General features: G+C 62.0%; 14 protein-coding genes. 10 read left to right on the top strand and 4 right to left on the bottom strand.

Features of this window, described 5'->3' with window-relative positions; translation table 11 throughout:
* The 3 genes from Q0106_RS10960 to truA form a co-directional block, all read left to right on the top strand.
* On the top strand, positions 1–407 hold a 407-nt coding region (locus Q0106_RS10960; RefSeq protein ID WP_366139505.1), incomplete at its 5' end, for a hypothetical protein.
* A gap of 442 nt (positions 408–849) precedes the next feature.
* On the top strand, positions 850–3342 hold the full coding sequence (locus Q0106_RS10955) for a FimV/HubP family polar landmark protein (RefSeq protein ID WP_297612836.1): 2493 nt from the start codon (positions 850–852) through the stop codon (positions 3340–3342).
* A complete protein-coding gene (truA, locus tag Q0106_RS10950) occupies positions 3339–4133 on the top strand; it encodes a tRNA pseudouridine(38-40) synthase TruA (RefSeq protein WP_297612833.1) in 795 nt (264 codons plus the stop codon). Before Q0106_RS10955 ends, truA begins: the two co-directional genes overlap by 4 nt.
* Before the next feature lie 112 nt (positions 4134–4245).
* Here the strand turns inward: truA and Q0106_RS10945 are convergent, their stop codons facing one another.
* On the bottom strand, positions 4246–6066 hold the full coding sequence (locus Q0106_RS10945; RefSeq protein WP_297612829.1) for an aryl-sulfate sulfotransferase: 1821 nt from the start codon (positions 6064–6066) through the stop codon (positions 4246–4248).
* 454 nt (positions 6067–6520) lie between these two features.
* Here Q0106_RS10945 and accD point away from each other — a divergent pair, with 454 nt between their 5' ends.
* The 6 genes from accD to Q0106_RS10915 all read left to right on the top strand — a co-directional run bounded on the left by accD (position 6521) and on the right by Q0106_RS10915 (position 14476).
* Entirely contained in the window at positions 6521–7399 is an 879-nt protein-coding gene (gene accD / locus Q0106_RS10940; RefSeq protein WP_297612827.1) for an acetyl-CoA carboxylase, carboxyltransferase subunit beta, read from the top strand.
* Positions 7400–7534: 135 nt separating this feature from the next.
* Positions 7535–8845, top strand: a complete 1311-nt coding sequence (gene folC, locus Q0106_RS10935) for a bifunctional tetrahydrofolate synthase/dihydrofolate synthase (RefSeq protein WP_297612825.1) — start codon at positions 7535–7537, stop codon at positions 8843–8845.
* Positions 8846–8984: 139 nt separating this feature from the next.
* Entirely contained in the window at positions 8985–10352 is a 1368-nt protein-coding gene (locus Q0106_RS10930; protein ID WP_297612822.1) for an SPOR domain-containing protein, read from the top strand.
* Positions 10353–10476: 124 nt separating this feature from the next.
* The gene (locus tag Q0106_RS10925; protein WP_152158637.1) at positions 10477–10977 is read left to right on the top strand and encodes a CvpA family protein; all 501 of its coding nucleotides are present in this window, start codon (positions 10477–10479) and stop codon (positions 10975–10977) included.
* Between the two features lie 143 nt (positions 10978–11120).
* A complete protein-coding gene (purF, locus tag Q0106_RS10920) occupies positions 11121–12632 on the top strand; it encodes an amidophosphoribosyltransferase (RefSeq protein WP_297612819.1) in 1512 nt (503 codons plus the stop codon).
* 470 nt (positions 12633–13102) lie between these two features.
* On the top strand, positions 13103–14476 hold the full coding sequence (locus Q0106_RS10915) for an ATP-binding protein (protein ID WP_297612816.1): 1374 nt from the start codon (positions 13103–13105) through the stop codon (positions 14474–14476).
* Positions 14477–14524: 48 nt separating this feature from the next.
* Here Q0106_RS10915 and Q0106_RS10910 read toward each other — a convergent pair whose 3' ends face one another.
* Complete coding sequence (locus tag Q0106_RS10910; protein ID WP_297612813.1) at positions 14525–15013, bottom strand: hypothetical protein; 489 nt, start codon at positions 15011–15013, stop codon at positions 14525–14527.
* A gap of 295 nt (positions 15014–15308) precedes the next feature.
* Between Q0106_RS10910 and Q0106_RS10905 the strand changes: the two genes are divergently transcribed.
* Entirely contained in the window at positions 15309–15482 is a 174-nt protein-coding gene (locus Q0106_RS10905; protein ID WP_297612811.1) for a hypothetical protein, read from the top strand.
* 76 nt (positions 15483–15558) lie between these two features.
* On the opposite strand, the gene pbpC is transcribed toward Q0106_RS10905, so the two are convergent.
* Entirely contained in the window at positions 15559–17997 is a 2439-nt protein-coding gene (gene pbpC / locus Q0106_RS10900) for a penicillin-binding protein 1C (RefSeq protein ID WP_297612808.1), read from the bottom strand.
* Positions 17997–23897: an MG2 domain-containing protein gene (locus Q0106_RS10895; protein ID WP_297612804.1), complete on the bottom strand. Its 5901-nt coding sequence runs from the start codon at positions 23895–23897 to the stop codon at positions 17997–17999. The genes pbpC and Q0106_RS10895 overlap by 1 nt, the downstream gene beginning before the upstream one ends.
* Positions 23898–24013: the final 116 nt, after the last annotated feature.

Raw genomic sequence — 24013 nt, 5'->3', positions numbered from 1 at the left:
GAGAAATTCAGGAAATTCCCATTTTGAGTGCAGTCAGGCTGGGAAGTTCAGGGAAAACAGAACCTCAGGCGGGGGCCGGCGGGGTGGAAGCCCCGAAAACGACGGCTGAAGCTCAGCCTCAGAGTCAGACGGCTCCGGCTCAGCCGGGCCGCGGGTGCCTCGCCATCACCGCGGATCATCCTTACAGCCTCAAGGACATGCGGTTCGACGAAGCCGCTCAGGCGCTGGCGCACGCCACAGGCTGCTTTATTCGCTATGACGACCAGAATCTTTCCGCGCTTAAGATTGCGCCCGTGGAAGGCCGCATGAGCATTCGCGATGCGGTTCAGAAGTCGCTCGAAGGTTCCGCGTATGCAGTGACCTCGGCTACGGATTCTGAGATTGTGGTCGGGAAAAAAGCTCCGTAACTTGCTTCGCAGGAAGCGTGAGAGGAAAGGTCAGTCAGGGCTTTGCTCAGGCTGGCCTTTTTTGATGTCGGAAAAATTCCTACATGGATGTTGGGAAAATTCTGACATCATGTTGGAAAAATTCCGACATAAGGCGGCGCATCGCCTGCGGCGGCCGTGTGATTGCTTCCAGAGTCCTGATTTTGAAGGCCAGCACCAGCAGGCTGAGATCGAGTTCAGCAGGTATGTGAAAGGATCCATGATGCGGCATTTTGCGGAGTTTTCGCGCAGGGATCCTGAGGTCTGCGGCGGCGCATTCCGTCTGGAATCTTTGAGCGAAGCGGCTCATGAGCCCCGAGCGCAACGCGCGGGATTCAGTCTCTCAATGCCTCTGCGGTATCATCCGTAAATCCGTTCTCAGGCTTCCTTCGCGACGACGGGGGAGGCCTTTCTGGTTTTTCCCATGTCTTCGATGTCCAACCCGATTTCCGTACTGGCAGCCGCCATTCTTGCCGCGGCCGCTTCAGCCGCAGGCGCCGTCTCCCTTGGAGACCTGAATATCCAAAGCATTCCCGGGCAGCCCCTCGATGCAACGCTTGAGGTGAAGGACGTTGATCTCACGATTTCGCCGCTCCTCGTGCGCGTGGCGCCCCCGGCGACGTATCTCCGCGAAGGCGTTCAGTGGCCTCAGGAAGCGCTTGATCTGCGCATGGCGAGGCTTTCCGGAGAACCCTCCACGGTGCGCGTGCGCGTAACCGGAACGCAGAGCCTCAATGCCGGCTTCCCGCTTCTCATCGAGCTTAATGCCGGCGGGAACGTGACGGTGCGCGAATACCGCATCGAACGCACGAACGGATCCTTCAATGTAGTGGCGCTTGCCGAGGAGGCGGCGCGCACGAAGGCCCCGGCGGAAGCTGCGCCCGAAAAGGCGGCTCCTGTTCCGGAAGCGAAGCCGGCCCCCGCCGCGAATGCGCCCGCAGTCACGCCGCCGGCAGCCGAAAAAGCGAAGTCCGAGGAAACGGTTCAGAAGACGCAGAAGCCCCGCCGCCGCATCGGCCGCGCGGCGCCTCTGGTGGTGCGCGAATACGTGGCCCTGAACGGCTTCAATCCCAATGAATCCTTCCGCGTCCAGCGCGACATGACGCTCTGGTCGATTGCGAAGCTCTATTGGCCGGGCTATCCGGGAGCGCTCCTCGAGCAGGTTGCCGTGGCGCTTACCGATAAAAACCCGCGCGCCTTTGTTGAGGGCGACCCGTCGCGCATTGTGGTGGGAGAGCTTCTCCAGTCGCCCGCGCAGGACGAAGTCTTTGCAATTGATGCGCTTCAGGCTTTCAGAAAGGTTCATGGGGAATCGGTCGAGGTTCCCGGTCCTACGCAGAATCTGATCGATGCGCAGAAGGCGTCGCGCGCGGGAGCGGCGGAGGTTGCCGCCGCGCAGCTCGCGGCAAGCGCTAAGGGTGAAAAGCCCGAAGCGGTTGCGGATGCCGGCCGGAAGGCTTTTGCCCAGTGGCAGGCGGAGACCTCCGACCTTGAAGAGGCCCGCGGAGATTCCGCAACTGCAGCGCCGAACGTGCCGGAAAAGACGCAGCCCGCTGAAGGCGAGGGCGTGCAATCGAAGGACGGCGTCCTGAAGGACGCTGAAACGCTGACGCCGGCGCCGGAACCTCAGAAGACTGAGGCAGTCCTCGAACCGCAATCTGCCGGCGAGCCGGCGGAAGCACAGAAAACGGAAGAACCTCTGAAGACCGGCGCATCGGAAGCGGCCGCCTCCGCTCCTGCGGCTGAAGAAGCACCTCAGAAGGCGGAAGAGAAGCCCGCAGAGTCTTCGAAGCCTGCCGATGCCGGCAAGGCAGCCGAAGAACCGTCATCCGGCCCCGCAGGCGCGAGCAAAACGTCTTGGGGCGCGCTTGCCGCACTGGTCATCGCCATTCTGGGCGGCCTTCTCTGGTGGCGGCGTCGCGAGAGCGAGCACCCCGACCCGGATCACGACGATCACGGCCCGAAGAAAGAGGGCACGATTGCCATTCAGCGAAACGTTCCGCCGACCTCGGAAGCGCAGCTGAAGGCCGTCGACGCCACGATTGACGAAGCCGTGAAGAACGGCACCACCGCGGGCGCAATGGGCGCGGGCGCCATGGCTTATGCCGCGGCGCAGATGGAAGCCGACCGAAAGGCGGGCGATGGTCCCGAGTCTTCTGAAGGTGCGGCGTCCGGGTCAGAGGAAAAGCCGTCGAAGGAAGAGGACGACATGCTCTCCTCCTTTGAGGCGGCGCTCAAAACGCCTCTTGAAATCAAGCCTCAGGCCGCGGAGACGCCCTCCCGCGACACGGACGCCCTTCCGTCGGAATCGCTTCAGAATCCGGTGACCTCGCGCCCGGCTCCGGCGGATCAGCCCTGGCTTGCGCCCGATGATGCGGAACTCCCGCCTCTTGAGTCTTCTGAAGTCGAATCGGCCGAGGAAATCGGAAAGCGCTACCAGGGAGAACTTCCCCCCGCCATTCAGAAGGTTGATCTGAGCCTTGACGATATGAAGGATGAGGCTTCAGAAGCGGCGAAGCCTGCAAGAAAGCCGTTTGAGGTTCCCGAGCCCTCTCAGGGCTACGTGCCGCCGCTGATGTCGGAACCGGTTCCCGAGGCAGAACCTGAGGAAGCGGAGGAATCCGGCGAGAAGCCGCAGCAGAAGCCGGCTGCAGAAGAAAGCGCCCGTCCGGAAGCGGAGCCCGAACCTGAACCGATTCTCGAGCCCGGTGAGCCCCAGCCCGTTGTGCAGCCCGACAAGCAGGAGGCGCAGCAGGAGGCGATCGACGCGAAGCTGTCGCTCGCAGGCTCCTTCATCGGGCTCGGCGCTACGAACGAAGCGCGCGAACTTCTTGAGGAAGTAAAGAAGAGCGGTTCGGATCGCCAGCGCGAGCGCGCAATTCAGCTCCTTGAGCGTCTCGGGAGCGCTAAGGCATGACCGCGCGCACTTATGCGCTCGGTATTGAATACTGCGGCACGACCTATAACGGCTGGCAGGTGCAGCCTGACCGGCCGAGCGTGCAGGCGGCGCTTGAAGAGGCGCTCTCGAGCTTCGCCGACCATCCTGTCAGCGTCATCTGCGCGGGCCGCACGGATGCAGGCGTGCATGCGACGCATCAGGTGGTGAGCTTTGCGAGCGAAGCGAAGAGAGCGCCCGAAGGCTGGGTGCGCGGCGTCAACGCATTTCTCCCGAAAACCGTCGCCGTGCGGTGGGCGAGATGCGTGCCGGAGGACTTCCATGCGCGCTTTTCCGCTCGCTCGCGCACGTACGAATACTGGATCAGCAATGACCCGGTGAGGTCGCCCCTGCTTGAAACGACAACGGGCTGGGTGTTCCGGCCGCTTGACGAAGAGAAGATGCGCGAGGGGGCGAAGGCGCTTCTTGGCGTTCACGACTTCACGAGCTTTCGCGCGGCCGAATGCCAGGCAAAGACCCCGGTGCGCGAAGTGACGGAACTCTCCATCATCCGCCAGGGATCACTCATCGGCATCCGCATTTCCGCCAATGCCTTTCTGCAGCACATGGTGAGAAACATCGTGGGCGCGCTCATTTACGTGGGCACCGGCCGCGAGGCGCCCGTTTGGATCGCGGAGGTACTTGCCGCCCGGTCGCGCGAGGTTTCCGCGCCCACCTTCAGCCCCTGCGGGCTCTACCTCACGGGCGTGGGCTATCCGGAAAATCCGGAGCTGCCGCAATACGGCAGAAGCCCGTTCTTCGGGCAGTTCTAAGGCTTCGCTCATCAGCCTCGACGCTATCCCAACGCGTCAATGAAAACGCCGCTCATCCCGTGGAAATGAGCGGCGCTGATCCTTTTGGTAAGGATTGGGAGTCAGGACCCGATTACTGCGCGGTCGCGTTCATCGCCTTGTCGATCGAGAACGGCCAGGCCTGGTAGCCCGTGCAGTCAAGGAGCTGAATTTCAACAGAGGGTTCCTTCGCCATCCACTTGAATTCAAAGATGGTGGGATTGGGCGCCGTGTTGAAGGCTCCGGTCTTGAGGTCGTACTGAGCGCCCGCAGTGGCGAAGTACATCATGACGGAATCCTTGTCGGCCTGGTATTCCGTGAGGGACGTCACCGCGCTGAAGAGGCTGTGGCCGCGTTCCTTGCCCCACTGCCAGACCTGCTCGACCGTCATCTTCTTCTGGTCGATCTTGTAGATCACGGAGCGCGAGTACTTCATGTCGGGCAGAGCCGGCTGTTCCATGCCGCGGGCGTCGCCGTTGTCGAAGGCGGAGACGTAGATGATGTCGCCCTTGCTCTTCTCATCGATCTTGAAGGCCGTGTGCTGGGTCCAGGTCCAGTCGAAGCCGCCTTCGCACTTGCTCCCTTCGCACTTGATGGGCTTGCCGTTCGCGTCGACGGGCGTGAGGAGCATCGGCTTGAACTTGTCCTTCCAGCCTTCAGGTGAACCCAGGATCCACTTCACCTTCTTGTCGCGGCCGATCTTGATGATGGCGGACTGGTGGCGCGAGGAGATGATGATGGAATCGTCCTCGGGGTCGTAGTCGACGGAATTCACGTGCGCCCAGTTGCGGCCCGCACCGGTGCCGACGACGTCGCCGAAGTTGTCGGAGGAGTCAGCCTTGGCGAGCTCTTCCGCGGTAAGGGTCTTGCCCGCCTGAGAGGCATCGATGTTGAGGCAGACCGCACCCTGGTCGAGCACCTTGAGGACGTTGTCGCGATACGGGTCGAGAATGTCGGCGAGGCGCCATTCCTCAACGACGACGCCGTTCTTGTCGACTTCGGCGATCGTGTCGCGGACCGTGCGGACGTGCTTGCCGTCATCGCGCAGGTAGTTCGAGCTCGCAACGCGCAGGAAGTAGTGGCCGTTCTGCGCATCGTCCATCGAGTGCGAATAGTCGTTGAAGCGAAGGGGCAGCCGGCGGTTGAAGACCTCGCGGCCGAGGATGTCGTACTTGACGTAGGTCTGCCCGAACCCCCAGGTGAGCATGCCGTCGTCGTTCTGCTTGAAGCCCATCATGACGCCCGACTTGTAGAGCGACTGGAGATCAAAGATGGGGTTCGCGAACATGTACCAGCGGATGTCGCCCGCCGTATCCACCACCGCGTTCTGCGGGAAGAAGTTCCACTGCAGCGCCCCGCCCATCGGGTTGTTCCAGACGGCCCGCGTGCCGATGCCGGACTTTTCCGCGAGGTTGTTGACGAAGTAGAGGCGGTCCTTGAATTCCGGATCAACCTTCTTCACCTTGACGCCGAAGAGCGCATGGCGCTCCGTCGGGATGCCGGCCACTTCCGTGTAGACGGGCGGCGCATAGAGCTGATAGGTGTCCTTGAAGGATTCGGACTTGCCGCGCAGCGTCCGGGTGTAGGAGACCTCAACGTGGTTCAGATAATCCGGATAGAGGCCGAAGACGGGGATGCCGCCGTGGGTGAGAAGCTGAGCGCGCGAGACCGTGTACTTGATTTCCTGACCGTTCGTCTTGGGAACGATGCGCACGGTGACGTCCGAGAGATCGTAGCCGTTGTCGCGGATAACGGCCGTAAGCGGCGCGATCTCATAGGGATTCATCATGACCTCGCCGAGGTGGCCCTGCATGATGTAGTTGGTGTGGGGCCCCGAGGCGCCGCCCATGGCGAATGCGGCTGCCGGGATGGCGAGCGCCATGCTTGCGCAAAGGATGGAGTGCTTGAACTTCATGGAAATTTTTTCCTGCGAAAAGAACCAGGAGACGTGCGCCGGAAAGCGCGTAGGTCTCATGGAGATGCCGCAGTCTAGGCAGATTTGCCTATTCCCCACAACGCATGTTTATACCTTGCTGAGCGAAATATCATGATGGAGTCGTTCCATTTTCGTGACTAAGCTTCCTCCTCCTTCCTCGAATTCGTGAAAACAGTCCTGTTGACCATTACAAAACCGAACGATATTCAGTAAATAGGCAGTGCTTCCGAACGCTGAGCAGCTGAAAAAATGCCCCGCGTTTGGTTTCCGTCCTTCCAAAGACGCTCATCCTTCCGGAATAAAGAGAGATCGGGAAGACCTCACGCGCGGCATCGGCTGAAAGCTGTAGCCCAAGCATGCGAATAGGGCATGGGGAAGAGGAGAGCCCGCCTCGTATAATTTTCAATTCGGATTACTTTTCTCAAGGCTTCTCATGAGCTGGCTTAACCACATTCTTCCCAAGATCAAGCGCGAAGAGGCGCCCACCGCCAAAAAGACGAGCGTCGTGCCCGAAGGCGTATGGACGAAGTGCCCGGGATGCGAGCAGCCGCTTTATACCGAAGAGCTCGACAGGAGCCTGCGCGTCTGCCCCAAGTGCGGCTATCACTTCCGCATGGGCGCGCGCGTGCGTCTTCTCTCCTTCCTTGATCCGGGTTCCGCGATTGAGATCGGTTCGGAAGTCCGTGCCAGGGATCCTCTCGGATTCGTCGACAGCAAGCCCTATCCGAAGCGCCATGAAGCCGCTGAGGCGGCTACGGGCGAAACCGATGCGCTCGTCGTGATGTCGGGGACGCTCCGCCGCGAGCCGATGGTGGCTGCGGCCTTTGAATTCCGCTTCATGGGGGGCTCGATGGGAAGCGTCGTGGGCGAACGCTTTGCGCTCGGCGTCGAGGAAGCCATCCGCCGCCGCTGCCCCTTCGTGGTCTTTACGGCCTCGGGCGGCGCGCGCATGCATGAGGGCCTTGTTTCCCTCTACCAGATGACGAAGACGACGGCGGCGGCTCGCAAGCTCGCCGACGCGGGGCTTCCCTTCATCCCGGTGCTCACCGACCCGACGATGGGCGGCGTCTCCGCTTCCTTCGCCTTCATCGGCGACGTCGTCATTGCAGAGCCCAAGGCCCTCATCGGCTTTGCCGGCCCGCGCGTCATTGAGCAGACGGTGCGCGAGAAGCTCCCCGAGGGCTTCCAGCGTTCGGAATTCCTCCTTCGCACGGGTCAGATCGACCAGATCGTCGACCGCCGGGAACTGCGCGCGCGCATTTCCGTTCTGACGCAGCTCCTCATGAAGAAGCAGCCCGTGAACGGCATCTGACCGCTGCCGGGAGACGCTGCAATCGTTATGCTGTCGTCTTCCTTTCTGAACCCGCTTTCTTTTACGCAGGCCCGCTCTCCACAGAATCAAGGAAGGCGGGCTTTCGTTATTGTTTTCCATAAGGCGCAGCGAAACATGCCTGAGACGATCTCCACGCTTGACGACTGGCTCAATTACATTGAAAAGCTTCATGTGAAGCCGATCGATCTCGGGCTCGACCGCATGAAGGAAATGATCCGGCGGCTCGGCATTGCCTTTTCTTCTCCAGTCATTACCGTTGCGGGCACGAACGGGAAGGGCTCGACCTGCACCTTCATCGAGACCATTTTTCGGGAAGCGGGCTTCAGAACGGCCCTACACACGTCGCCCCATCTGCTTCGCTTCAATGAACGGGCGCTCTTGAACGGCCGCGAAATCGATGACGAGTCGCTCATCCGCGCCTTCCGCGAAGTCGAGAAGGCCCGCGCCGGGATGCCGCTCACCTATTTTGAATTCACGGGGCTCGGCATTCTGAAGTGCTTTCAGGATGCGAAGCCCGACGTCGTGATTCTGGAAATTGGCTTGGGCGGCAGGCTCGACGCCATCAACGCCGTTGACCCGGACGTTTCCGTGGTCGCCGCCGTCGGCATCGACCATACGGCATTCCTTGGCGACACGCGGGAAAAAATCGGGCTCGAGAAGGCGCACATCTTCAGAAGCGGGCGGCCTGCGATTTGCTCGGATCCGGAGCCGCCGCAGAGCCTCGTCAACTACGCGCATGAAATCGGCGCGAATCTCTCGCTCATCAACCGCGACTTCCGGGTGACCGAACATGGCGACGGGTCCTTCCGCTTTTCCATGAACGATGAAGCGCTTGAACTGCCGCGGCCGGGACTTGCGGGTGAAAACCAGTACCGCAATGCGGCGGGCGCCATTGCCGCCGTTCTGGCGCTGAAGGACCGGCTTCCTGCCCGCGATGAAGCCCTTGCCCGCGGCATCGCCCGGGCGCGCATCACGGCGCGCTTCGAACGGGTTTCCGAAAACCCCTGCGAGACGATTCTCGATGTGGGGCACAACCCTCAGGCGGCGGAGGTGCTCGCCGATAATCTCAGGCGTTATAAGCACCCCGGCGAATTGACGCTTGCCGTCTTCGGGATGCTTACCGACAAGGACCGCGCGAAGGTCGCGGCGACGCTCGCTCCCGAAATCGACGAATGGTTCTACGCGGGACTCCCCGGACCGCGCGGGGGTGAAGCGGCGCTTCTCACGCCTTTCCTCGAGGCGGCAGGCGTCGCGTCCTCCGCGATGACGCCCTCGGAGACCGTTTCCCGGGCGCTCGAAAAGGCGAGAGCCCGGGCGAGGGAACTGAAGGAAGCCGGGAAGGACGTGCGCATCATCATCTTCGGATCCTTTGTAACCGTGGGCGAGGCGCTCGAGTGCCTTGCCCGGGAAGGGATCCGCCGGTGAGGGCGTCAGCACGGAAAAGGCGCGGAGGAATTCCGTTTCGAATTGTTCCGCCCGGCGGCTTCTCAGAAAGACCGCAACTTTGCGCCTGATAGAATTTTCTGATGCATTTGCTCGGCACTTCCCGATAAGGCTTGTCTCCATGTCATTCTTTAATCCCTTCCGGAAAAACAACCGCCCGCAGGGCGTGAAGCTCTCGGAACTTAATCAGGAATCCGCGTCCGGAGAAAATGCCGGCGGCAATCCGCCGGAACGTCGGGAACCGAGCTTTGGCGGCGCTTCGGGGGCTCCGTCCGCACCGCCCGCCTTTGCGCCCTCTGATGCGAATCCTCCGGCCTTCACGTTCGCGGAACCCGAATCCGAGGGGCCCAGGGTTCAGCCCGTTCCTCAGCCCGTTTCCCCGGAACTCCCGAAGATGCCGGCGGCAGAGGCGAAGAAGTCCGCTCCCTGGGATCCTTACGGCATTGAAACGGTGAAGAACGAACCGGTCATGAATCCCGGGGCGGCCGCGCCTCAGGAAAAGCCTGTTGAGCCCGTCTTCCAGGCGTCGCAGCCTGAGCCCGTGCCGTCCGTTCCGCCTGTCGAGCCCGTGCAGCCTGTTTCGTCCGTTTCTGCAGCTCCCGAGGCCGTACCGTCCCCGCGCGAGACCGTTGAGGCGCCGATCCCCGAACGCGACCTGGCGGCTCAGGTGCGCGCGGCGGAGGCTGAAGCTTCCGCTTCTCAGCAGTCCGCTCAGGCACCTCTTTCCGACGAGCCCGTCATGCGGCCGGTGCCGCGCGAGCAGGCTGCTCAGCAGCGGCGCGAAGCCCCGCAGAAGCCCCGCGTTCCGACCGATGCCGAAATCCTCGCCCGCCGCCGCACGAAGCACCGGCTCGTGGGCGCCGCCGCCATTCTGATGGCGGTGGTGGTGGCTGCTCCCTTCATTCTCGACAGCGACCCGCCGATCGACGATTCCGGCATGAAGAATGTCCGCATGGAGATTCCGAAGGAAACGGAAACGAGTACGGCGGTCAATACGGCCGACGCGCAGAAGAAGCCTGAAAAGGCGGAGGTGAACGTTTCCGACACGACGATGGGAAGCCGCGGCTCGACCGCGCAGGCGAATCTCGCCCGCGAGGCGCAGACGAAGGCGCCTCCGGCACCCGAAAAGAAGGTCCGGGAAGAGAGCGCGCCGAAGAAGACGGATGCAGTTTCTGAAAAGAAGACTGAACCCGCGAAGAAGCCCGCGGCGGAAGCCGCGAGGAAGCCCCAGCCCAAGTCGGCCGGCATTACGCCGCCCACAGGAAAGGGCTGGTACGTTCAGGTCCTCGCTACCGGGAATGAAGAAGCTGCAGAAAGGACTGTCCGCAAAATGGCGCTTCTCGGGCTCCCCGCCTATAAGACAAAGGAAGGCGGGAACCTCTGGAAGGTTCGGGCGGGCCTCTACGGCACGCGGAACGAAGCCGAGGGCGCTATCGGTACGATCGTTCTCAACGGAGTAGCGCAGAAGCCCTACGTTTCCAGGCAGTAGCCGGGCTGTTTTTCAGTACAATGACGTGCTTCTAGGGGGAGTCCCTCATGAGCGGCTTCCCCGCATCGGATTCGCGTGCAGAGAGGGATCCTGAAGTCCCTCTCGCGCCAACGTTTTCAGACATATGACCGAAATTGACTGGATCATCATCGCGCTCCTCGCACTCTCGACCATTGTCGGCATCATGCGCGGCGTCATGCGCGAAGTGCTCGCCATCGCGGGCTGGGTGATCGGCATTCTCCTCGCGATGAATTTTTCGGCCGATCTTGCCGAACACATTCCCCTCGAAAGCATCGGGTGGATTCCGCGCGTGATGATCGCCGCGGTGCTCATCATCGTCGCCGTTCTCTTCATCTGCGGCCTCGTCGGCATGCTGATCCGCAAGATGCTTGAGGTCGCGGCCATCACCTTTGAAGACCGCGCGCTCGGAGCCGTATTCGGGCTCGTGCGCGGCATTGTGGTGGTTTGCGCCTGCGTCTTCCTTTTCGGCATGCCCGCGAGCATTCACGGAAGCCGCATGTGGCAGCAGTCCGTACTGATCGGACCGGCCGAAACGCTTATTGACTGGTCGCTCCCCTACCTTCCGAAGTGGCTCTCCGACATGCGCGCCACATCGCGCGCGTAACGGCCCCGAAGGGAAGTGAGCCGAAGCACCATGCAGGTTTCTCGTACAAAGCCGCTCCGGACTAGAGTCAGGGCGGCTTTGCGCATTCTGAATTTTTGAAGTTTTCCTTTTTCGTTTTTCCCCTCAGCGAGGTTTGAACAGCCATGTGCGGCGTAGTCGCTCTTCTCTCCAATGAACCGGTAAATCAGCGCCTCTATGATGCGCTCCTTCTGCTGCAGCACCGCGGCCAGGACGCAGCCGGTATTGCCACGCTCGACGGCCTGCAGTTCCACATGCATAAGGCCATGGGGCTTGTGCGCGACATTTTCCGCACGCGCAACATGCGCGATCTGACGGGCAATGTGGGCGTTGGCCACGTGCGCTACCCCACCCAGGGGTGCGCGAGCTCGAACCAGGAGTCGCAGCCCTTCTACGTGAACGCTCCCTTCGGCATCATGTTTGCCCACAACGGCAACCTCACGAATGCTGAGGAGCTCAAACAGGAGCTCTACGAGACCGACCGCCGCCACATCAATACGACGAGCGACTCGGAAGTCCTCCTCAATGTGCTCGCGAACGAAATCTCGCGCGTGACGGCCGACAGGAAGCTCGATGCGGATGGCATCTTTGAAGCGGTTGCGGCCGTTCACCGCCGCGTGCGCGGCTCCTACGCCGTCGTGGCGCTCATCGCCGGCAAGGGGCTTCTCGCCTTCCGCGACCCGCACGGCATCCGTCCTCTCTGCTTCGGCTCCAACGTCACCGCGACGGGCGAGAAGGAATGGATGGTGAGTTCGGAATCCGTCACGATGGTGGGCCTCGGCTTCAAGCTCGAGCGCGACGTCGCGCCGGGCGAAGCGATCTGGTTCGACTTCAAGGGCAATGTCGAGACCCGTCAGTGCGCTGAGCACGCCGTGGCCAATCCCTGCGCCTTCGAATACGTCTACTTCGCCCGCCCGGATTCCGTGATCGACGGCATCAGCGTCTACGGCGCCCGCCTCAATCTCGGCGTCTACCTCGCGAAGACCGTCGCTGAGGAACTGAACCTCATGGACGTCGACGTCGTCATGCCGATTCCGGACAGCTCCCGCCCCTGCGCGCAGGAGCTCGCGAAGCAATTGCGTCTTCCCTACCGCGAGGGCTTCATCAAGAACCGCTACGTGGGCCGCACCTTCATTATGCCGGGCCAGGCCGTGCGCAAGAAGTCCGTTCGCCAGAAGCTCAACGCCATGCCCGTGGAATTTGAAGGCAAGAACCTCCTTCTCGTCGACGACTCCATCGTGCGCGGCACGACCATGAAGGAAATCGTCCGCATGGCCCGCGAATCGGGCGCGAAGAAGGTCTTCGTCGCCTCGTCCGCTCCGCGCGTGATGTTCCCGAACGTCTACGGCATCGATATGCCGACCAAGTCCGAACTCATCTGCGGCGACGGCAAGGACGCCGACGCCGTGGCGAAGGAGCTCGGCGCCGACAAGGTGATCTTCCAGTCGATCGACGGCCTGAAGAATGCGCTCCATGACCTCAATCCCGCCATCCCCGCCTTTGACTGCTCGTGCTTCGACGGCGTCTACGTGACGGGCGACGTGACGGAGGCCTACCTTGAGAAGCTCGGCAAAGCCGGCAAGGCCGCGCCGACGGAAAATGACGAGGACGATGCGCAGGCGGGCAACGTGGAATAAGCCGGCTGCCGGTCAGGCGCAAGCCTTAAACCCATAAGCGTTCGGGCGGACTTTCTCGGAAGGAAAGGCCGCCCGAATTCTTTAACCGGGATCTTGTACGAATCATTTTTCCTGGCAAACCAGCCCGATCACTCCTTCCCAGAAGTGGTTTCCCAAATGAATGCTAAGACTGAAACTTTTTCTGCTGATCAGGAAGTTGATGAATTTTGCAGAAATCTTCTCGCATCTGTCGAAGAAATGAAGGCAGGAAAGGCGTTTCGTAAGCATGCGGTAAAGGTTTTGAGGGCCCCCGCTATTAAGCGCTGTGATCGGCAGCAAGTCCAACAACTTCGTCGCCATGGTCCTGACCCATCGGATGATCCAAACCGCTAGGCAGGCGGGGCTGCTTGAGCAGCAAAGCAGTGACCCCGTTACTACAATATTTGTAGCTACAGCAAGTGTAGCGGTAGATGTACAGCTAATTAAGCAATATGAAGTTCTACGGCAGAGACCAGGAAACAGCGGCGCTCACGAATGAGCTCCTGCTTGCAGAAACCTCTTCCCGACTGGCGGTCATCACTGGAAGACGGCGTGTTGGCAAAACCAAACTGATTCTCAAGGTTGCCGAAGAAAGCGGCCGGCCCATGCTTTATTTCCTTTGCCGGAGGCGCTATGCAGAAGAAGAGCTGGCACAGATCTGGCTCGACGAGGTGAGAGAGACGTTTGGTCTTAGCGAAGAGGATGGTCCGCGTCGACTTAAGCTCGCCGAGGTTGTCAGGTTTGTGATGAAGCTTTCCCGGGAGAAGCCCTGTGTGATGATTCTCGACGAATGCCAGGAGCTTGACTACGCGGCTCCGTCTTTCTGGGCGGACCTCCAGGGCGTCTGGGATCGGGAGAAGGACAATTCCCGGCTCCTTCTTATGATGTGCAGCTCCGGTGGGGCAATCGTCCGGCGTGTCTTTGATGATGCGAGCGAACCGCTTTTCGGACGACGGGATCTGGCGCTCACGCTGAGGCCTTTTGGCCCGAAGCTTCTCAAGGAAATCTTTCTCGATCTCCGGCCTCAGGGAACACCGGAAGATCTTCTCACCTTCTATGCCGTTACGGGCGGCGTCGCAGGCTATGTCGACTGTCTGGCCGATACGGTCCCGCTTACACGGGTAGAGATGGTGAATCTGATTTTCTCGGAAAGCGGCAATTTTCTCCGAACAGACGGCGCAACGCTCCTCTCTGATGAATTGCGGGTTGAATCCGCCATCTACGAAAGGATTCTGCGGACAGTTGCGAGGGGCGCTGCCACATGGAATGAGATTGGGGTCCGGCTTGGCGGAAGGAATCTCGCCGGCTACATGGATCGACTCGAGAAGCAGTACGGCCTTCTCCGGAAATACAGTCCGATGTTCTCGGAGAGTTTCCGCGGCGTGCGCTACGGCATCGCGGATCCCTATTTCCGCTTCTGGTTCCGGTTCATTGAGCCCGTTCAATACCAATCGCTTGCTGCGCGCGGGAACTGGGAGGCCTTACGGGCCATTTGTCTCGATGCACTCAATCAATACACCGGCCGCACGCTGGAAGACTGGTATCACGATCTTTTCGGATCGAGTCCGAAGTGGACGCGGACGGACCGCTGGTGGGACAAGCGGGGCGAAAATGAAATCGACCTGATTGCGCTCAACGATCTCACGGGGAAGGCTGTCATTGCGGAGATCAAGAGAACTGCCGACGAGATCGATATGAGAGCGCTTGCGGGCAAGGCGGCGGCTTTTGAAAAAGCCGAGGGAAGAAATCTGCAGAAATACGAGCGTCCGGAACTTCTGGGGCTGTCGCTTGAGAATCTCCTCGAGGAGCACCCTGCGTATGAATAAAGAAAAGCCGGCATGCTTCACGCTGCCGGCTTTCCCAAGAGGCGCTCTTTAATGCTGAGGCGGCGCAGGAGGCGTCGTCGGGCTCGATCCCATGATGGTCTCCCAGCCTAGCGGGCAGGAGCGCACCGACGGGTAATAGCCCTGTTCGGAATTGCACCAGTACCAGGGATAGCTTGCCGGAGGAAGAGCGCTTGTCGTTCCTCCCGAACCCGCAGGAACCTCAACAATGCGCTCCACGACGCGGGGCTCTCTCGGGTATGTCATTGCACCCACCACGATGCCCGTTGTGAGCGCCGGCCCCCAGAAGCCCCAGCTCTGATACCAGCGGGGGCGATGGTGGAAGGGACGGGGCGGCGGCGGAGCGGGACGAAAGCCCGGACCGGGTCCCGGGCGGAAGCCGGGGCCGCCCGGATGATGAAAGCCCGGTCCTCCGTGACCGCCTGGAGGCGGAGGCGGCGGCGCGGCGGATGCCGCAAGCGATGCGCCGAGAAGCATTGCCGCTGCGGAAAGCGAGATGAGCATTTTCGAGAACGACATGGCTCAACCTCCTTCAAAAAAAAATCTCAACGTAATCCTGAAAATACGGAACGTACGGCTCAACCGCTACCAATGATGCAGTCCGGGAGATCCGGGAGGCGGTGCCGGACGATAATCGGAACCGGGACCGTACGCGGGTCCGGGCCGGTACGCGGGACCAGGGCGATAGCCGGGATCAGGACGATAATTCGAACCCGGACGATGCGACGGATCCGGCCGCGGCTCAAAATGCGGCAGCTCGGGATGGTGCGGAGCGGGGGCCGGCCGATGGTGCGTCGGCGCGACGACGCAGGCGGTGAGCGAACTGCTCGCCATCACCGCAAGCGCTGCAGTACCGAGCAACCGGATGATCGAACGTCTTTTCTCTCTCGAAACGGGTGTCATCGGCGTGCCTCCTCTAAAAATTGCCGGAAAAGGAAATGCTTTCCCTTTCATCCAAGGCTATCACTCCGATAGTCCGCAAATTTGAAAGAGTGTTTCCCTGCGGAGTCTCTTTGTGAATACTTGTGGATCCCGTTCTGCCCGCCAGCTCCGCTGAGTCTCAACTACTGGCGCCTGACGACGAGGGTTCGCGTGGTGCTTCGTCCCAGGTCGTCCGTTGCCGTGAGGCGGTGCGTGCCGGGAGTCGCGCGCCATTCGAGGGGCTTTCCCGTCGGCGAGACGCCGATGAAGGTGTTCCCCGAATACCAGTAGACGAATTTGGCATCCGGATCTGTTCCGGCACGCAGAAGCGTTCTTGCCGCTTCAGCGTTCCCCACGGCATAGAGCACAGCGCCCTCGCGAGGCGACACGATGGCGGGAGGCCTTCCGCCGGGGACTCCGGAGACGGCTTCGCAGCCCGCCTCATAGGGCGGCGGCGGGCGCTTCACAATGCCGGCCTCGAGAAAGACTTTCTGGAAGTGCGTGGGCCAGAATTCCCAGACGACCTTTTTGACGCCGGGACCGGCCGCGCAGGCGCGGAGCCCCGTCGACTCACGAACGAGAATCTCCCGGAAGACGCCCGTGCTTTTGACGGAGGTTTTCCCGGGAAGAATCCAGGAGAGCGTTTTCTCCGGGCAGAGCGAAGTGTCGAGCTCACCGGTTGCCGTGCAGACGGTTTCTCTTGCGACCCGAAGCTTCTTTTCGTCAATTTCGTCCTGCGGGATCTTTGCTGCCGGCCAGTCGAAGGACGGGTCCGATGCAATCCGGGCAGCCGCGGCCTTGAAGAGCGGCGCGGCAAGCGACGCCCCCTGGAGCTGCGGATTGGGCGCGCCCGAGAAGTTTCCGAGCCAGACCACGATCACGTAGGGGCCGACAGAGCCTGCGGTCCAGGCGTCCCGCCAGCCGTTGCTCGTTCCCGTCTTATAAAGCAGCTCGCGCTTTGCGCCCCCGGCAGTAATGAATTCATTTCGGGAGGCAAGCATGCGTTTGAGCACAAATGCCGCCTCGGGCGAGAGGACGGAGCCCTCGGCTTCGGCGCGTTCGTTCTGAAGAATCCGGATGGGGCGCAGAAGCGCATCGTCGGCAAGCATCGCGTAGAGCTTTGCAAGGTCGCCCATTGTGACTTCAGCGCCTCCCAATACGATCGAAAGCCCGTACCAGCTCTTCTCGTGAGGAAGCTTCACGCCCGATTTCTGAAGGAGTTCGTAGAGTCCGGGGTTGAGCTGACGCTCGAGATCAGCCGCCGGAAGGTTTCTCGAGAGGACGAGCGCATCTTCGGCCGACAAAGGGCCGCGGAAGCTTCCGTCAGCGTTTTCCGGAGCCCACCCGCCGAAGCTCTGCGGCCGGTCGATGAGGACGGTCTTCTCGTGAATGAGCCCCTGATCAAGCGCTAGGCTGTAGACAAAGGGCTTCAATGTAGAGCCGGGACTTCGTCTCGCGGTCCAGGCGTTCACCTCGCCCGCAATCGAGGCGTCCGACCAGTCGGCCGACCCCACAAGCGCAATGAGGGAGCGGTCGCGGGAATCCACCACGGCGAGCGCCGCATTCCGGACGCCCCAGGGCTTGAGCCTGGCAATCGTTTCTCGGACAAGCGACTCCATGGAGGACTGGAGGGCAATCCGAAGCGTTCCCCGGACCGGGCCGCCCTTTGATTTTTTGAGCACCATCCGCGAATAGTGCGGAGCGAGCATCGGAAGGTTCTCGGGCTCAAACACCTCGATCGAGGCGCGGACGGGTTCGGAGAGGCGCTCGCTCAGCGCTCCCGCGCGGATCATGGAGAGTCCGAGACGGATTCTCGCGTCGTCAAGCTCCGTATTCCCTGCCGCCATGGGACGGCGCTTCACGGGGTTCTGCGGGATGACGGCAAGGCTCGCGGCTTCAGCGGCCGAGAGCATGGAGGGCGGCTTATGGAACCACACGCGGGAGGCAGCGCCCGCGCCCTCGACGTTGCCGCCGTAGGGCGTGAGATTGAGGTAGGCCTCAAGGATCTCGTCCTTCGAATAGTGCGTTTCATAGCGAAGCGCGTGCCAGATCTGACGGATTTTTCCTTCGAAGGTGTTGGTTCTGAGCTTGAGCCTCATGCGGGCGAGCTGCATCGTGATCGTGCTCGCGCCCATGCGGCGCGAGCCCATCAGCGTTTCCATGCCGGCGCGCACGATGGAGCCGGGATTGACGCCCTTGTGGTTCCGGAAAAGCCGGTCCTCGTAGAAGAGCGTTGCGTCGATGAGCTTCGGGTCAATCTGCGCGAGCGGGGTCTTCACGCGATAGATCCCGTCCTTCGCGGGCGTGAGCCTCAGGAGCTCGCCTTCAGCAGAGTAGACGGCCGGAGAGAAATCGATCCCGTCAAGGAGCGGCGGCGTGGGAGAGCGCTCCGCCATCTGCCAGACGACGTTTGCGCCGCCCACCACAATGACGCCGACGATGGCTGCGGAGAGAATGAAGGCCGTCGTTCGGCGCAGGAACCGCACGGGTTCGCTCTCGCCTTTCGGCTTTGCCTGGGGCTTCGGCGCTTGTGCGGGTGCCTGTGGTTCTTCCTGGGAATCGTTTCTCGGGGCTTCAGCCATCAGTCATCTCCATCGGGAGCGGAAGCAGTATTTCGGGCCGCGGGGGTCGCCCCTTCGGGCGCCGCAGCGGCGGCACTCTGAGGTTCGGTATTTTCGGGCTTCGGAGCGCTTTCAGCCGGGAGTGGCGCAGAGCTCAGGTCTTTCGGCGCGGAAGCCGCAGCCGGAGCTGCGTCGGGGAGCTTCACGGGAATCCCGTCTGAATCGAGAATCGTGAGCTTTCCGGAAGCGCCTCTTGCGCGAAGGAGCGGGCGCGAAAGCGACTGCGCCTCAACGGGCGGCACCGTAAATTCGCCGGGCGTTGCCGCGCGGACCGTATAGGTGAAGGTGACGGGACTCCAGCTCGAAAGTTCGGGCGAGAGCCAGGTCATGCGTTCCTCGGACCGCAGGAACTTGGGCGCCCCGTCGGGGCCCGTGCCCGGGCTCATCGCATAGGCGAGGCCGCCCGGGAGCAGATCCGTGAGCGCAACGTCCATGAGGCCTTCCTCGCCCGCATAGGCGCGAAGCTTCACGCGCACCGTGATGCGCTCGCCCGCGCGGAACCGGGTCGCGGGCTTGCCGTCCTCGCCCAGATACGTGCGCTCGACTTCGAGGCCCGACTTTTCAGCGGGCAAAGCCTTGTCGTCAGGAAGCCGCACCCATCCGGTCTGCTCTCCCTGCCACCAGAGGAAGGAGGACCGGGCGGCGCCGGAAACCTCCGCTGCAATGCAGCCCGGAGCCTCGAGCGCTGCGCCCGCGGGGGCGGTGGTAAGGACATCCTTGTCGTCGGGGAAGCCCGCCGCGCGCTTCACGCAGACGAGGGTGAGGCCGGAATCGTCATCGTTTTTCTCTGAATCCGTTGCGCCCCCGATCGAAGGCTCCATCATGGTCATGGCGGCAGCGCCCGCGTAGAGGGCGTCATAGGTGCCGCGCTTCAATGCCCCGGCAAAGTCGTCGACGGCAAGGGACGAGAGGAATCTGGCTGAACTCTTTTGAGTGAGGCCGCTCGCCGCAAGCGCCTGGGCGGCAAGCGCCGTTGCGGTCTCGGGCGTCCACGCGCCGGCTGCGCGCGCGGTGGAAATGGTGCCTGAAAGCAGCTCCTCGGCTTCAGAGCGCATTCTGAGGTGCTGGTAGGAGGCCGCTAGGAACGCGGCAGCGGCATCCCGCTTCCAGTCGGGGAAGCGCTCTTCCATGGCGGCGCGAAGCGTTTCGAGGTACTCCGTCGTCATCGTGCCTTCGCGGGTGAGCACCCAAAGTGCATAGGCCTTCGTGCGCGCGTCGTCGATGGTCTGGGGGTCTTCCGTGACGGTGCGCATCAGGCGCTCCTTCACGCTGCGGATGAGCTCCGGAGGCACGCCCGTCGTGCGGGCGGCCGCGAGCAGGTAGTCGAGCGACCAGGCCGTGAGGTACGGGTCTGCCGGCATCCAGGGGAAGCTCCTGAGGCCTTCCCAGGAGAGGGCCCCCTGAATCGCGGAAAGCGCTTTTTCGGCGCGCGCCTTCGTGAGCTCCGCGAGCTTCATTGCTGCCTTTTCAGGCGTTTCGCCAATGGGCACGAATCGTGCGGCATCCGGGTTGGCGGCGAGAAGCACGAGGGGAAGAGCCGCGGCGATCGCGTCCGCGGGCTGGTTCCAGTCGCGGTTTGCAAAGGGGATCCCAAGTTGAAGGACGAGAGTGGCCGGAACCGCCGACACCATGAAGCGCGTCTGCGAATCGTTGGGGTAAAGCTCGTTGGGCAGTGTGAGAAGCGGGTTCTTGTCTTCTGAATTCCCTTCGATTTTCCCGCCGTAAATGCGGGTGGATCTGACGGAGGCCGGCCGAACGCCGATTTCCAGAGTGCGCTCTGTTCTGGCGGTTTCGGTCTGTGCACGGAAGGTCACCTGCACGGTTCCGGGGACGGCGGGCGCCTGGGCGACCGAGGTCGCGACCTTGCCGCCCTTTTCCGGGAACGTGATGGGAACCGTCGCAGAGGCAGGCGTGAGCGCGTCGGAACTGATCTCAAGCGCGCCGGAGGCTGTCGGTTTCTCAGGCGTCACCGTTGCGCCGACCGCAAAGATGTCGCCGGGCGACACGGCAGCCGGGAGAATCGGCTGAATCACGAGGGGTTCGGCAATGGCGGCCGATGCTTCGCCGGCGCCGGCTTCGTTCTCGGAAGCGCCGACGGCAAAGATGCGGATGCGGCCGTTGAAGCCTTCGGGCAATGTCGCCTCAATGGTTCTGGCTTCGGGCCCCGCTTCAACCAGACCGCCCCACCAGACGGCGGATTTCCCAAGCGTTCTCGCGAAGGGATTCCCGAACCCGGCCGCCATCTTTGCGGCCGACTCCATGAAGTCGCCGCCGAAGGGCGCAGTGAGGTCCGCGGCCGCACTGGCGTCGGGCATCAGGAGCGACAGGGTTTCGCGGGTTTCGACTTCAAGCGCCCGGTCTTCAATGAGCGCCCTGAGAGGATTCGGGGCCGGATAGTTGGTAAGCGAAAGAATCCCTGCGTCCGCCGCCCAGAGGAATACGCGGGAGGGCTTGTCGGCCTTCAAGGTAATCGGGATGGTCTTCGTGCTTTCGAGCTTTTCCGGAACGGAAACTTCAACCTGGAGGCGTTTTTCCTTCGTGTTGAGAAGCACCGGAATCGCGGTTTCCGTGAAGCCTCTCAGGAATTTCTTTGCCGAGTCCTGCCCGCGAACGAGCGACACGCGAAGCCAGGCGCGGCCGGAGAATCCTTCCGGAGCATCAACTTCAATCAGGTTGTCTCCCGAATCGACGGAAACCCACTGCGACGAGATGACGTTCGCGGACTCAAACGTGACGAGCGCAAAGCCCGAGAAGGGAGAGAGGAGCGAGAGTCTTGCCTTGTCTCCGGCTTCGAGGGTTGTCTTCTCAAGGCGCGCACGCATTTCCGCGGCGGGGAGTTCATCGGACGCCGCCTTTGCGAGCGTGTTCCCCGCCGTGTTGTAGGGAAGCGTGAGAAGAAGCGTTCCGTCTTCTCTCGTGACGCTCACAAGCCATTCGCCGGGTTCGCGGGTATTGAGCGGCAGCACCGCTTCGCCCGAGGCATCCGTCGTGAGGTCAATCGTTGCCGTCGTTTCCGTCACGGGCGCGTCGCTGTAGGTAAGGCGCCCCGAGCCGTCGGCCGTAAGTTCCGTCACATAATGCGTGCGGCTGATTTCAGCGCGAAGCTTTTCGCCCGCCTTCTTTTCGAGGTGCCGGTCAACAGCAATGAAGCGTACTTCAGCGGGGTCCCCGGCCAGAAGGAAGTTCATGGGCTGGGGAGTTTTTTCGAGTTTCCAGCCAAGCGCGAGTTCCCCCCGAGAGAGGAGGAAATGGAAGCGTTCGGAAACGGCTTCGCCCCCTTCGGATTCATAGCCCGTGAGCGAAACGTCTGCACGCGCGAAGCCCGGGATCGTGAGACTCCCGAGCGGAAGCGTGAGATGAGCGTCGCCCGCTCCGGTCGTCCGGACGGAAGGAATGGAGAGGCGCTTTCCGGCATTCTGATTGGTCCTGATGCCGGCAGCAGGAGAGTCGAAGGTCCAGCCTTCGAACCCGGGGAGCGTCGTGCTTGAAACCGGGTTGACGGCGACCTCGCCCTCAATCCGGCGGCCTTCAGCGCCGGCCCCGAAGAGGCTCGTGAGCTTCGCGGGGATCTGAATGTCGCCGGGCTCGAGCCACCCGGCCTTAACTTCAGCCTGAGGGAGTTCGGCCGTGAGCGAAAGCGTTTCGGGCGCAAAGTCGGCGATGAAGAGCGTCGTCGTCGAGAGCGCCGAATCGCCTCCGGCCGCGAAGACGTCCATCTTGATGCGGCCCGGGAGCGTGCCCTCAGGAATCGTCCAGTCGAAGTCGGCAAGGCCCTCGGGCGAGAGCTTCAGCTGCCGCTTCTCAACCACTTTCCCCGCATCGTTTGTGAGCTTCACTTCAACAGGGAGCCCCTCGGGGAGCGCCGCCATGCTGAGTTCGCGAAGCCCCAGGCCAAAGTGCGCGGTTTCGCCCGCACGGTAGATGCCGCGATCCGCAAAGGAAAACGCCGCCATGTTGCCGCCCTTCGTTTCGCGTCCGCCCGTATTCCAGCGGAAGGTGTCCGAAAGGTTCGTGGGGTCTCTGAGCGAAATCCAGGCGAGGTCGGTGCCCTTTGACTGCACGGTGATCGCGGCGGGCCGCTTTTCGCGCTCAAGGCCCTTCGTGGGCTTGAAGTGGGCGCGCCCGTCCTGATCCGTCTGCACGGACTCGATCACGGTGCCGTTTTCGGCAAGAAGGCTCGCCGCGACATTGGCGGCGGGCTTCCCGTCCATGAAGCCCGCGGCAAAGACGTCGATCGAGGTGTCGGCCGAGGTCTTCGCAATGACGGCGAGGTTCGTGAGAAGAAGGCGCTTGCTCGCGGTCGCGACCACTTCTTCCTTTCCGTCCTTCGTCCTCACGCCCGTGAGCTCAACCTGGAAGAGCCCGGGGCCCGCGCCGATCACAGCGTCGGCAAGATCAAGCGTTGAGAAGCGGGCTTTGCCGGGCGTCGATTCGCCGAGTTCGATTTCGCCCGTGACGGCGCTCGTGTAGGCGTCGGGCGAGGTGCTCTTCATCACGTTCCAGCCGTCGGCCGCGAGCGCGAGGTAGGCGTTCTTCACGCGCGCGATGCGCCAGCGGAGCTTTTCAACGCCGGTCGAAAAGAGGGAGAGCGTCCAGTTCCCGGAGAGCGTGAGCATGTTGCCGGGCTGGAGGAACTCGATCGAGCTCGAGAGCTTCGGAAGAAGCAGCACTGAGTGCCATTTTTCATTGAGCCCCGACGTGCCTTCCGGCCCGAAGGATTGAGGCAATTCCACATAAAGGAACGTTCCCTGAGGCGCGTGAAGGCGGAATTTGGCAGTGGTCGTGAGGCCCTTTTCTGAGGCCGGCACGACTTCCACGGGTTCGGCGCGCGAGAGAATCTCCTCGTCGATGACGGGGGCGGCCGTCCAGACGGCATTGGTCTGCGCTTCCTCCGACATCTTGGCGGGAAGCGCAAGGACGCGGATATTGCTCATCACCGCCTGAGGATCCATCTGGAGCGTCCCCGTGAGCGCGAGCTCATATTCGCCGTTCATCGCTTCATCGCGAACGGCATGCACTTCGGCGCGGGAAATCTGGAAGAGCGTTGATTCGCCCGGCACCGTCTGATTGACCTGAACGGTCTCAAAGCCCTTCGGGACCGTGAAGCGGCCGTTGTTCTGGCTGATCCGGCCCGCAATGCCTGCGAGCTTCGCCGTGACGATCGTCTCCTCTTCAGGGAGCTTCGTAAGCTTCACCTTCACGTAGACGCTTGTGTTGTCGTCGCTCCAGATGAACTGAGGCTTTGCCGTCTCCAGACCCGATTCCTTTTTGAAATTGAGGCTGAAGGCCTTTTCAACCATTCCCTTTTCGGGGACGGTCGTGAAGAAGAATTCAAAGGAGAGCCACCGTTCGCCCTTCACTGCCGGATCGATCCAGATGCGGCTTTGCGTGTTCGTGGCCGCAAGGGGCGGCGTTTCGATCGTGATGAAGCTCTCTTCAATATTGGCGCGAAGCGGAATCGGGATGCCTAGAAGGGAGGCTCTCATCGAGCGCTTCGGCTGCCAGGCGTCCTTCGGCGTAAAGGAAAGAGAATCAGGTCCCGCCCAGCGCCAGGTGCCGGGAACGGAGGGCTTGAGCGTAATGCCTTCGACCGTCGCGCCCGAGCGGCCGAGCGTGATCATGCAGCGGCTGTACCAGTCGTCGCCGTAGGCCTTGCGGCAGGCGTTTTCGCTGGGGGCCAGGGAAATGTAGATGGGAGCCTTGGCGGATGTCGGGGCGGAGACTGCGGGCTTAAGCCAGACCGTGCGGTCGTCGCTTCCCGGAGCGGCATGGGCTCCTGCAGCGAGAGCTGAGAGCGCGAGGAGCGTGACCAGGGAAAGGGGTTTAAGCTGAAGCGAAATGGCGCGCGTGGACAGAGCCATGGCAGGAAACTCCCAAATTAATCATGAGTATGAGCATAGACGGTTTGGGGACTGCAGGCGACCAGGGCTGACGATTACAAATATTTATTGAAGCTCAGCCCTGTATAGTTTTATCA

Origin of the sequence: uncultured Sutterella sp., from assembly GCF_937923675.1 — a bacterium.
Classification (GTDB): Bacteria; Pseudomonadota; Gammaproteobacteria; order Burkholderiales; family Burkholderiaceae_F; genus Sutterella.
This window is presented reverse-complemented; position numbering and strand designations above follow the sequence as displayed.